The sequence below is a fragment of the Aeromonas sp. SG16 genome (assembly GCF_024436135.1).
Classification (GTDB): domain Bacteria; phylum Pseudomonadota; class Gammaproteobacteria; order Enterobacterales; family Aeromonadaceae; genus Aeromonas; species Aeromonas jandaei.
On the sequence record NZ_JANFNW010000004.1, the window covers coordinates 213640 to 224124 of the forward strand.

Here is a 10485-nt window from a genome sequence, read left to right on the forward strand (position 1 = left end):
CTCTGCCATTGCGCTTACTCGAATGGTTCCAGATATGTCTGGATTGAGCGCTTCAGCCAGGCCAGTGCTTTGCCGTGATAGGCGTTCTGCGCCAGATAGACCCCGTAATCCCGCCACTGCAGGCTGAACTTGTGTTTCAGGGTCAGTAGCGAACCATGCCTCAGCTGGCTCTGTATGAGGGGCGAGGGGAGCACGGCCCAGCCCAAGCCATCCAGCACCGAGTTGCGCATCAACTCGAAGCTGGAGAGACCGATATGCTTGCCGCCCACTGGCAGCAAACTTTTTAGCGAGAATTCATCTACATAGGAGAGCGTTATCTGGGTGTGGTCAGTCAGATCCTGCTGTACTACCCGTTTCAGCGCTGCCAGCGGGTGGTTGGGGGCAACCACCATCAGGGTGCGGATCGGGTTGAGCAGATCGATGTGGAGGCCGCTGCGCTCCTGATCTTCGGTAATGAGGCCGAAAGCGGCATCGACAAATCCCTCCTCAACCAGCGCGGGTAGCTCGGGAGGCGAGGTGAGCACCAGCGAGATGCTGGTGCCGGGAAACTGGTTATGCAGTCCAGCCAGCATCTCGCGCCATACCTGTTCGGGAATGGCGTCATCGCGGGCGATCCGCAGCGCCACTTCGGCGCCCGAAGCGTAGTGCTCGCATTTCTGTTGCAGGCTGTTGGCGGCCTGCAGCAGGCGGGTGCAGTCATCCAGCACCAACTCGCCGATTTCGGTCAGCCGACTCTGGTTGGCACCGCGTTCAAAAAGTTCGACGCCAAGCTCGACTTCAAGAGCCGCTATGGCGGTACTGACTGCGCTGCGGCTCTTGCCAAGGCGGCGGGCAGTGCTGGCGATGGAGCCACTATTGGCGGACTCGACAAAGAGTTCTATCTGATAAAGCTTCATGGTTTACGGCATATGACACAGTGATCCCATCTTCACCTTACCCTGCCCCCGACTGACAAGGCAAACGAGTAGCGTCGATATTGTCGACGCTCAGCGACTCCCGCCAAAGAGAGTGCCCGAGCTACCATCTCTCCCGTCGCAGCAACAAAAGGAAATTTTATGTTATTCAGTCGCATGCTTTTAGCTCGAATATTTTTGACGGGCGCCATAGTGACCGAGGTGGCAGGCACCTCGAGTATGGCGATGATCCCCGAGAACGATGCCGGATGGCTCAACTATTTGCCGATGTGGGTGCTGATTTCGCTCTCGTATCTGCTACTGGCCAAAGCCGCCAAAACAATCTCCATTGGTATTGCCTTTGCGTTGTGGGAGGGGCTGGGGATTGCGCTGATCACCGTCGTCTCCGTGATGTTCCTCGACTACAACCTGAGTGCTCAGGAGTTGATTGGTCTGGGGCTGGCGATAGTGGGTATTGTTATGGTGACCATGGGGGAGTGCCACGATGAGCCGACAACTGCTCACGATGACACCCGCAATGGCGAGGAGGTTGTATGCACCCGTTAATTATCGTTTTTGGCGCAGCTCTGCTGGATATCGGCGCCAACATGGCGATCAACCGCTCGGCCGGCTTTCGCTACAAGAGGTGGGGCTTCCTCGGCATCCTGCTGGTGCTGATGGCCTTTACCCTGCTCTCCGAAGCAGTCGGTGGTGGCAAGATCGACCTGGCCGTGGCCTACGCGACCTGGGGCGCCATCGGTATTCTCGGTACTGCGCTGGGTGGCTTGCTCATCTTCCGTGAGCGCCTCAAGCCCATCGGCTGGGCCGGCATGATGGTGATGGCACTGGCTGTCGCCATGCTGACCACCGCCTGATAAAACGCCAGCAATAAATAAAAAAGCCGCCCGGTTCGCCGGGCGGCTTTATGTTTGGCCGATTCAGACTCAGCGCGGCGCTTCGTAGAGCTCCAGCGGCAGGCCGTCGGGGTCTGCGAAAAAGGTGAAGCGCTTGCCGGTCAGCTCATCCACCCGCACCGGTTCCACTGCGACTTGGTGGGCATGCAGATGGGCAATGACGCGATCGAGGTCACCTACCCGAAAGGCCAAATGACGCAGGCCGCATGCCTCCGGCGTAGAGGGGCGCTTGGGGGTGATGGGGAAGCTGAACAGCTCCAGCTGGCTGCCATCCGGCAGGGCCAGATCCAGTTTCCACGACTGACGTGCCTCGCGCAGGGTCTCCGCAATGATGGGGAGCCCCAGCACCTCGTGATAGAAGTGGCGCGAGCGAGCGTAATCGCTGGCGATGATGGCAACGTGGTGGATGGCCTCAAACAGCGGCTGGTGCATGGTGACTCCTTGTAAGCGGGATGGCGAGACGGGCAGCCCGGGCTACCCGTCTCCTTCGGTCAGTTGAAGAATCCGCCGAACCAGTCGTCCAGCGCGCTGCGTGGCGTACCCGGGCTACTGCAGCTGGTCGGTGAGCCCATGGTCGAGACCTTGGCCGGCACCTGCAGGCTGCCCGGGCAGTCGCTGGTAACCCGGGTGCCACTGGTGCGAGAGAAGTTGGCCCAGGTAACCCCTTCCGGGATCTGCAGGCTCAGGCTGTTGACGCCGCGCTGGCTCATGTAGCCGGTAAAGAGTTGCAGGGCGCCGCTGGCACCGGTGAGACCCGCCGGGGTGTTGTCATCGCGGCCGACCCAGATGCTGACCAGCTCGTTGTTGTCGAGCCCGGTAAACCAGGAGTCGCGCAGCTCGTTGGTGGTGCCGGTCTTGGCCGCCATGGTGGCGCCCGGGAACTTGGCACCCAGCGAGCGTGCCGTCCCCTGACTCACCGTCTTGGTCATGGCGAACAGGGTGAGCCAGCTCGCCTGACTGTCGGTAACCCGTTTGGCGGTTTGATCATGCTGATAGAGCAGGCTGCCATCCCCTTTGACCACGGCGCGGATCGCCGACAGCGGCTGGGTCAGACCCTGATTGGCGATGGGCAGGTACATCTGGTTCACCTCCATCGGCGAGAGCGCAACGGCCCCCAGCACCAGCGACGGATAGGGCTGGATCTCCTGCTGCACCCCCAGCTTGTGCAGGGTGTCGACCACCTTCTCCAGCCCCACCTGCAGACCAAGATTGACGGTCGGCACGTTGAGGGAGCTGGCCAGCGCATCCATCAGCGGCACGCTCTGGCGGAACTTGCGATCGTAGTTCTGCGGTGTCCAGACCTGACCATCCTGACCGCGAATGCGGATCGGCTGATCTTTGAGCGGGGTCGCCAGTGTCAGGCCGTTGGAGAGGCCGGTCAGGTAGACCGCAGGTTTTACCAGCGAACCGATCTGGCGGCGGGCATCCAGCGCCCGGTTGAAACCGGCGTAGCGAGGATCGCGACCACCGACCAGCGCCACCACTTCCCCCTTGTGCCAGTCGGAGACCACCATGGCGGCCTCCAGCTTCTTCTTGCCGCGCAGTTTTTCAATGTCGGCAAGGCCAGAAGCGACCGCCTGTTCAGCGGCATGCTGGGCGATGGGGTCGAGGCTGGTGAAGATCTTGAGGCCGGACTGCTTGAGCAGATCCGGGCCGAAGCGGCTCTGGATCTCGCGCTTGAGCAGCCCCATGAAGGCCGGGGTGCGGCCGTAGCTCATCTGGCCGCGGGCGATGATGCCGAGCGGCTGCTTGCTGGCCAGATCATATTCGGCCTGGGTCAGGCTGCCGTGATCCATCAGCAGTTTCAGTACCAGATCGCGGCGCACCTTGGCCCGATCGGGGAAGCGCCAGGGATCGTAATAGGAGGGGCCTTTTACCAGACCGACCAGCAGGGCGACCTGATCGATATCCAGCTCGTTGACCGGAATGCCGAAGTAGAAGTAGGAGGCGAGGCCGAAGCCATAGACCCCTTGCGAGAAGTTTTGCCCCAGATAGACCTCGTTGAGGTAGGACTCCAGGATCTCGTCCTTGCTGTAGCGGTAGTCGATCAGCACCGCCATGTAGGCTTCCTGCAGTTTTCGCCACAGGCTGCGCTCACGGGTCAGGAAGAAGTTCTTGGCCAGCTGCTGGGTGAGGGTACTCCCCCCCTGCACGGTGCGGCCGGCGATCAGGTTGGCAAACATGGCGCGCATGATGGCGATGGGGGAGACGCCGCCATGCTGATAGAAGTCGCGATCTTCGGTGGTGAGCAGGGTCACCAGCAGGCTGTCCGGCACCTCGGCGAGGCGCACCAGCAGGCGATCTTCCCGATCTTCGGTGTTGAGGCGGTCGAGCAGCACCGGGTCCATCTGGGCGTAACCGAGCTGGCGCTGGTTCTCCAGCGACTGGATCCCCTCGAGGCGCGGGCCGTTGAAGGTGAGGCGCAGGCCGCGGGCACCATCGGTACCATCGTAGAAGGCAAATGGTCGGCGAATAAGCTCGATGCGGTTGCCGATGATGGTGTATTCACCCGGGGTATGGGGCTGGCGCACCTGCTTGTAGCTCAGCATGTTGAGCTCGCGCAGCATCTGGTCGCGCGACAGGCGCTGACCCGGATAGAGCTCCAGCGGACGGCTGTAGACCATCACCGGCAGCTGCCACTTCTCGCCGTCAAATCGCTCGCGCACCTGGGTATCGAGGTAGATGCCAAACACCACCATGAAGGCCGCTACCACCAGCGAGAGCTTGAAGCCAAACCAGAACAGCTTGCGCCAGATGGTACGCTTGGGTGGCGCTTTCTTGGGGGCGCGCTTGCGTCGTTGGGTTGCCATAAATCCTCTTTGCTTTCCTTTCTACTTGTTATGTCGCATTCGCGAACGTCCGATCGGGCCTGGCCAATCGAACCTAGATACCCATCTTCTTTTTGGTGACTCTGGTTGGCATCGCCTCCAGCGGATTGTCCGGCCAGTAGTGGCGGGGATAGCGCCCCTTCATCTCTTTTTTCACCTGCTCGTAGGAGCCAGCCCAGAAAGCGGCCAGATCGGCGGTGATCTGCAGCGGTCGCTGGGCGGGGGAGAGCAGCTCTACCACCAGCGCCACCCGGCCATCGGCCACGCAGGGGGTTGCCGCCTGACCGAACATCTCCTGAATTCGTACCGGGATCACCGGTGCCTGCCCCGGCTGATAACGGATCCGCACCCGGCTGCCGGTCGGTGCCGTGAAGTGGCCGGGCAGTGCCTCATCCAGCCGTTTGGGCAGTGGCCAGGGCAGAGATTGGCGCAGGATGTCGCTCATATCGAGCTTTTTCAACTGCTCCAGCCGGGTCATGCCGCTCACCGCCGGCAGCAGCCACTGTTCGAGGGTGGCCAGCAGGCTGTCGTCATCCATGGCTGGCCAATCCTCATCGGGCAACCAGTCGCGGGCGCAGCGCAGACGGGCCAGCAGCCCTTCGCTGCTCTCGTCCCACGGCAGCACATACAACCCCTTGCGGCGGATGCCTTGCAGCAGGCAGCGCCCCTTCTGCTCATCCGAAAGGTCCGTCAGCGGTCGCTGGCTCAGCACCAGCTCGCCGATCACCTGCTGGTGTTCGGCTCGCACCCGCTCCTCGCGCTCGTCCCAGTCGAACCACTGCCGCTCGCTTACCAGCTCCGGCAACAGACGCGCCAGCTCATCCAGCTCTATCGGTTCGGCGATAAAGATGCGGCTGCCGCGCTCGTTCTGGCCCATCTCCACCGCAATCAGCGCACTCTGGCCCTGACAGGGGTGACCCTCGATCAGATCGCAGCTCACCCCGCCGCTGAGCTGGTAACGGCTGCCGCTGCGCAGCTTGCCGATGCGATCCGGCCAGGCGAGGGCACAGAGCAGCCCGAGCCACTGTCCCTGTGGATTGGCCGGGCGAGCGCCGAGCCGTTCAAACCAGCGGGCTGCACTCTGGCGCAGGGCTCCCTGACGGCGGTGGAACAGCACCGAGAGGCGCTCCGATCCTCGCAGATCTTCTTCCAGCAACGCCACCAGATATGCGGCATCGGCGACAATCCCTGTCAGACCTTCAGCTTCCAGTTCGCGGGCGCGCAGCAGCATGCGGGCGAGCCGGGGATGGGTACCGAAGGCCGCCATGGCGCGGCCAGCCGGGGTAAGTTGTTGCTCACCCTCCGGCTTCATGGCGCCGAGGGCGACCAGCAGCCGCTGGGCGCTGGCGACGGCCGCGGCCGGCGGCATGTCGAGCAGCGGCAGATCTTCCACCTTTGCCCCCCACTGGGCGGCATCCAGCAGCAGACCGGTCAGCTCCTGAGTGAGGATGTCGGGCGGACTCTGCTCGGCGAGTCGCTCCTGCACCTCGTTGCTCCAGAGCCGGTAGCAGACACCGGGGCCAAGACGACCGGCACGGCCCGCCCGCTGGGTGGCGGAGGCTTTGGCGATGGGGCGGGTCTCCAGTCGGGTGACGCCGCTTTTCAGATCGAACGAGGCGCGCCGCTCCAGCCCGCTGTCGATAACGACAGAGACACCTTCGATGGTGAGGGAGGTCTCTGCCACATTGGTGGTGAGCACCAGCTTACGGCGACCCGCAGGTGGCGGCTCGATGGCCGCTTGCTGGGCGGCCATGTCGAGGCGGCCGTAGAGGGGGGCGAGGGTCACGTCATCCGGCAGCCGTCCTTCCAGCCACTGCGCCAGCCGCTCGATCTCTCCCTGTCCCGGCAGAAAGACCAGCAGGCTGCCATCTTGCCCGGCCAGCGCTTCGAGCACCACGGCGCCGACTTGCGGCTCCAGCCACTGCTGGCGATTGGCGGGGCGGTAGTGGTAGTCGATGGGAAAGCCGCGTCCTTCCGAGCGGATCACCGGCGCATTCGGCAGCAGCTTTTCCAGCGCCATGCCATCCAGAGTGGCGGACATCACCAGCAGCTTGAGGTCATCGCGCAATCCCTGCTGGCTCTCGATGGCGAAGGCCAGCGCGGTATCGGCGTGCAGGCTGCGTTCGTGGAACTCATCGAAGATGACCAGCGAGACGCCGCCGAGCTCGGGATCCTGCTGCAACATCCGGGTCAGCACCCCTTCGGTGACGATCTCGAGCCGGGTCGCGGAGCTGGTGCGGCTCTCGCCGCGTACCCGCAGACCGATGCGCTCGCCCACCTTCTCCCCGAGCTGGCGCGCCAGAAAAGTGGCGATATTGCGCGCAGCCAGCCGTCTTGGTTCCAGCATGATGATGCGGCCGGGCAGCCGGTTCTGACGTACCAGCTCCAGCGGCAGCAGGGTCGATTTGCCCGCGCCGGGGGGCGCCTGCAGGATCACGCTGTTGTGGCGGTCGAGGGCGGCAAAGAGTTCGGGCAGCACCGAAACGATGGGGAGTGGGGACAAAACGATCAACACCTTCTGTTGCAACCGGTAAAACGGCGCCTATTCTGCCACAGCCAGCACGGCCACCGTGAGCAGATGTAGGGGAGCAGATGGCCCTCGGCCCGGATGGCGAGACAGGAGGAGATGGCTGCCATAGAATGGGCCACCCTCTCTGTCTGGAAAAAGGCATCTTCACCCGAATGGCCAAACTCTTCTTTGCCCTGCCCGTCGGGGAGCTCGCTCCCGAACTCATCAGCTGGCGTGATCAACGCCCCTGGCCCGGTCAGCCGGTGCCACAAGCCAATCTGCACCTGACTCTCGCCTTCCTCGGTGAAGCGGACGAGGTGACCACCCGCCGCCTGATCGCCGCCGTTGAGCGCCAGCACTGTCCGCCGCTCACCATCAGGCTGGACGAGACCGGCTGGTTCAGCCGCGCCAAGGCTGGCTGGGTTGGCCCGAAGGAGTGGCCCAACGAGCTGACCGTGCTGGCGAAGGCGCTGCGTCGTCACGGCGAGAAGCTGGGGCTTGGCAATGGCGAACAGGGTTATCGCCCTCATGTCACCCTGTCGCGCAAGGCGGGCGAGGCGCCAGCCACCCTGCCGGCCCCCGATTTTCTGCTTAAGGCCGATCAATTTTGCCTCTATGAGTCGATCTCGACTCCGGACGGGGTGCGCTACCAGCCGCTCGCCTGCTGGCCGCTGCGGGCCAGAGCCAGGGATGAGGGGGCTCGGGATGAGTGGGACAACGAACAGGCGCGGAGGACGAACCCGTGATATTTGATCCGCCGCTGCAATCCGGGCAACTAATCGCCCGCTACAAGCGCTTTCTGACCGATGTCGAACTGGCCAATGGCGAGGTGATCACCATCCACTGCGCCAACACCGGCGCCATGACCGGCTGCGCCGACCCGGGTACCCGGGTCTGGTATTCGACCTCCGACAACCCCAAGCGCAAGCTGCCCCATAGCTGGGAGATCGCCGAGAGCCCGGCCGGCCACTTTATCTGCGTCAACACCGCGCGCGCCAACCAGATTGCCCGCGAGCTGATCGAGCAGGATGCCATCACACCGCTGTGCGGCTATGCCAGATTGCGCACCGAGGTGAAATATGGCGAAGAGAACAGTCGCATCGACCTCTTGCTGGAAGATGAGGAGAAGGGCAACTGTTACATCGAGGTAAAATCGGTCACCCTGCTCGATGAGCGGGAAGAGGCCTGCATGGGCTACTTCCCCGATGCGGTAACTGCCCGTGGCGCCAAGCATTTACGTGAATTGATGGCCATGAAAGCGGCCGGTCACAGAGCCGTGCTGCTATTTATGGTGTTGCACTCCGGAATAAGCCGGATGCGCCCTGCAGCGCACATAGATCCGCACTATAGTCTGCTAATTGAACAGGCAATTGCGGCGGGGGTTGAAATTTTATGCTATCGGCCCCATGTTGGGGTGCAAGGCATGGTGGCACAAGGATTTATCCCGTTTGAATCCAGCCACCTGTTACCCGAGGGGAGTTCATAAATATTGGAGTGGGTAACATTATTGGTACGGCTCGTTTGCTTACCCGTTACCCTTCTGCTATAGATGTCGCCCTCAATTTATGGATGGCACGGGTAGCGTGCTGAATTAGGAGACAGGGCATGCCAACAGGCGAAAACAGGAAATCTCTGGGCCCCCTGGCCATTGCGGGTGTCGCGCCTTACCAGGAAAAGCCGGGTGAGGAGTACATGAATGACCAACAGAAGGCGCATTTTCGCAAGATCCTGGGTGCCTGGCGCAACCAACTGATGCAGGAAGTTGACCGCACCGTTGATCACATGAAGGACGAGGCTGCCAACTTCCCGGATCCCGTGGATCGTGCCGCGCAGGAAGAGGAGTTCGCTCTCGAACTGCGTACCCGCGATCGTGAACGCAAGCTGATCAAGAAGATCGAGAAGACCTTGCAGCTGCTGGAAGATGACGACTTCGGTTACTGCGAGCACTGCGGTATCGAAATCGGTATCCGCCGTCTGGAAGCCCGTCCGACCGCCGACCTCTGTGTCGACTGCAAGACGCTGGCCGAGATCAAGGAAAAGCAGATGGCCGGTTGATACCGACCCGCTGCAATATGAAAAAGGGAGCTTGCGGGCTCCCTTTTTTATTGCGCATTTTTTATTGAGCTTTTGAGCGGGTCGTCCCAAAATGCGCCTCACTGAACTGCTTACCCGAACCGTCATGGCTGTGAATACCCCTTCCTCCCCCCAAATACGCCCCTATGTGGGCCGCTTTGCGCCGTCCCCTTCCGGCCCGCTCCACTTCGGTTCGCTGATTGCGGCCCTCGGCAGCTTTTTGCAGGCCAGAGCGCAGCAGGGGCGCTGGCTGGTGCGCATCGAGGATATCGATCCGCCGCGGGAGATGGCGGGGGCGGCCGACCTTATTCTCAAGACCCTTGAGGCATATGGTCTTGAGTGGGATGGCGAGGTGATGTTCCAGAGCGCGCGCCACGACCGCTATGACGAGATCATCGACCAGCTCTACCGGGCCGGCGATCTCTACTGGTGCCGCTGTACCCGGCGCGAAATCATGGCAAGCGGTGGCTTTTACAATGGCCACTGCCGCACCCTGGGGCTGACGGCAGAGGGCTCTGCCGCCCGCTTGCGCCAGCACCATCCGGTCTACCACTTCGATGATCGCTTGCAGGGCCATATCGCGGTGCCGGCGGCGCTCGCCGAGGAGGATTTCATCATCCGCCGCCGCGACGGGCTCTACGCCTACAACCTGGCTGTGGTGGTGGATGACATGGACAGCGGCATCACCGAGATAGTGCGCGGCGCCGACCTGCTGGAGCCGACGGTGCGCCAGATTGCCCTCTACCAGACCCTGGGGGCCGCGGTGCCGGACTGGGTGCATCTGCCGCTGGCGGTGCAGGCCGACGGCAACAAGCTCTCCAAGCAGAATCATGCGCCGGCGCTGGCGCTGGATGAGGTGCGCCCGGCCCTGTGGCAGGCGCTGCACTTTCTCGGTCAGTGCCCGCCGCCCGAGCTGATGGCAAGCCGGATCGACGAGATCATCGGCTGGGGCATCGCCCACTGGCAGCTGGCCCGGGTGCCCGCCAGCGAGAAGATCCCGTTGGTTGCCGGCTAAATCTGGCAGCCATAGCAAGGCGAAGTGCTGCGCGAGTAGACTTGAGCGGATCGGGCGCGGGCTTTCGAGAGCAGGCAAGAGAGAACAACGGACCCTGCGCCGCGGATCCGGTTAGGTATAAGGTTAAATTGGGTCATTTCCCGAAAAACCATAAATTAAATTTATAGTGACGGGGTTGGTGCCATAGCCGCCTTGTTGCCGTGCCGACAGGCGCTAAAAGGGCAATGGCCGGTTTGATGGCAGTGAATGGCCG

10 protein-coding genes are annotated in these 10485 nt (G+C 62.5%); 6 read left to right on the top strand and 4 right to left on the bottom strand.

From position 1 onward, the window contains the following. Positions 1–14: 14 nt before the first annotated feature. The gene (locus NOM67_RS12780) at positions 15–896 is read right to left on the bottom strand and encodes a LysR family transcriptional regulator (RefSeq protein ID WP_255937602.1); all 882 of its coding nucleotides are present in this window, start codon (positions 894–896) and stop codon (positions 15–17) included. 159 nt (positions 897–1055) lie between these two features. Here NOM67_RS12780 and NOM67_RS12785 point away from each other — a divergent pair, with 159 nt between their 5' ends. Further along, complete coding sequence (locus NOM67_RS12785) at positions 1056–1460, top strand: SMR family transporter (protein ID WP_255937603.1); 405 nt, start codon at positions 1056–1058, stop codon at positions 1458–1460. Next, a complete protein-coding gene (locus NOM67_RS12790) occupies positions 1448–1768 on the top strand; it encodes an SMR family transporter (protein ID WP_156853567.1) in 321 nt (106 codons plus the stop codon). The genes NOM67_RS12785 and NOM67_RS12790 overlap by 13 nt, the downstream gene beginning before the upstream one ends. Before the next feature lie 69 nt (positions 1769–1837). Here the strand turns inward: NOM67_RS12790 and NOM67_RS12795 are convergent, their stop codons facing one another. From NOM67_RS12795 to hrpB, 3 genes are all read right to left on the bottom strand, one after another. Then, a complete protein-coding gene (locus tag NOM67_RS12795; protein ID WP_156853566.1) occupies positions 1838–2239 on the bottom strand; it encodes a VOC family protein in 402 nt (133 codons plus the stop codon). 59 nt (positions 2240–2298) lie between these two features. Further along, a complete protein-coding gene (gene mrcB, locus NOM67_RS12800; protein WP_255937604.1) occupies positions 2299–4617 on the bottom strand; it encodes a penicillin-binding protein 1B in 2319 nt (772 codons plus the stop codon). A 73-nt stretch (positions 4618–4690) separates the two neighbouring features. After that, positions 4691–7138, bottom strand: coding sequence for an ATP-dependent helicase HrpB (hrpB, locus tag NOM67_RS12805; protein WP_255937605.1), 2448 nt, complete (start codon positions 7136–7138; stop codon positions 4691–4693). 179 nt (positions 7139–7317) lie between these two features. On the opposite strand from hrpB, the gene thpR reads away from it, so the two are divergent. The 4 genes from thpR (at position 7318) to gluQRS (ending at position 10232) form a co-directional block, all read left to right on the top strand. Next, positions 7318–7890: an RNA 2',3'-cyclic phosphodiesterase gene (gene thpR, locus NOM67_RS12810; RefSeq protein ID WP_255937731.1), complete on the top strand. Its 573-nt coding sequence runs from the start codon at positions 7318–7320 to the stop codon at positions 7888–7890. Then, positions 7887–8630: a DNA/RNA nuclease SfsA gene (sfsA, locus tag NOM67_RS12815; protein WP_255937606.1), complete on the top strand. Its 744-nt coding sequence runs from the start codon at positions 7887–7889 to the stop codon at positions 8628–8630. The genes thpR and sfsA overlap by 4 nt, the downstream gene beginning before the upstream one ends. 119 nt (positions 8631–8749) lie before the next feature. Further along, positions 8750–9199, top strand: coding sequence for an RNA polymerase-binding protein DksA (dksA, locus tag NOM67_RS12820; RefSeq protein ID WP_005335644.1), 450 nt, complete (start codon positions 8750–8752; stop codon positions 9197–9199). A gap of 124 nt (positions 9200–9323) precedes the next feature. Next, on the top strand, positions 9324–10232 hold the full coding sequence (gluQRS, locus tag NOM67_RS12825; protein WP_255937733.1) for a tRNA glutamyl-Q(34) synthetase GluQRS: 909 nt from the start codon (positions 9324–9326) through the stop codon (positions 10230–10232). Positions 10233–10485 lie beyond the last annotated feature (253 nt).

What these genes read in the sequence shown, in the direction of transcription:
- NOM67_RS12785 (WP_255937603.1), top strand. Translation starts at nt 1,056, where the DNA reads ATGTTATTCAGTCGCATGCTTTTAGCTCGAATATTTTTGACGGGCGCC.
- NOM67_RS12795 (WP_156853566.1), bottom strand. Translation starts at nt 2,239, where the DNA reads ATGCACCAGCCGCTGTTTGAGGCCATCCACCACGTTGCCATCATCGCC.
- thpR (WP_255937731.1), top strand. Translation starts at nt 7,318, where the DNA reads ATGGCCAAACTCTTCTTTGCCCTGCCCGTCGGGGAGCTCGCTCCCGAA.
- NOM67_RS12790 (WP_156853567.1), top strand. Translation starts at nt 1,448, where the DNA reads ATGCACCCGTTAATTATCGTTTTTGGCGCAGCTCTGCTGGATATCGGC.
- mrcB (WP_255937604.1), bottom strand. Translation starts at nt 4,617, where the DNA reads ATGGCAACCCAACGACGCAAGCGCGCCCCCAAGAAAGCGCCACCCAAG.
- NOM67_RS12780 (WP_255937602.1), bottom strand. Translation starts at nt 896, where the DNA reads ATGAAGCTTTATCAGATAGAACTCTTTGTCGAGTCCGCCAATAGTGGC.
- gluQRS (WP_255937733.1), top strand. Translation starts at nt 9,324, where the DNA reads ATGGCTGTGAATACCCCTTCCTCCCCCCAAATACGCCCCTATGTGGGC.
- dksA (WP_005335644.1), top strand. Translation starts at nt 8,750, where the DNA reads ATGCCAACAGGCGAAAACAGGAAATCTCTGGGCCCCCTGGCCATTGCG.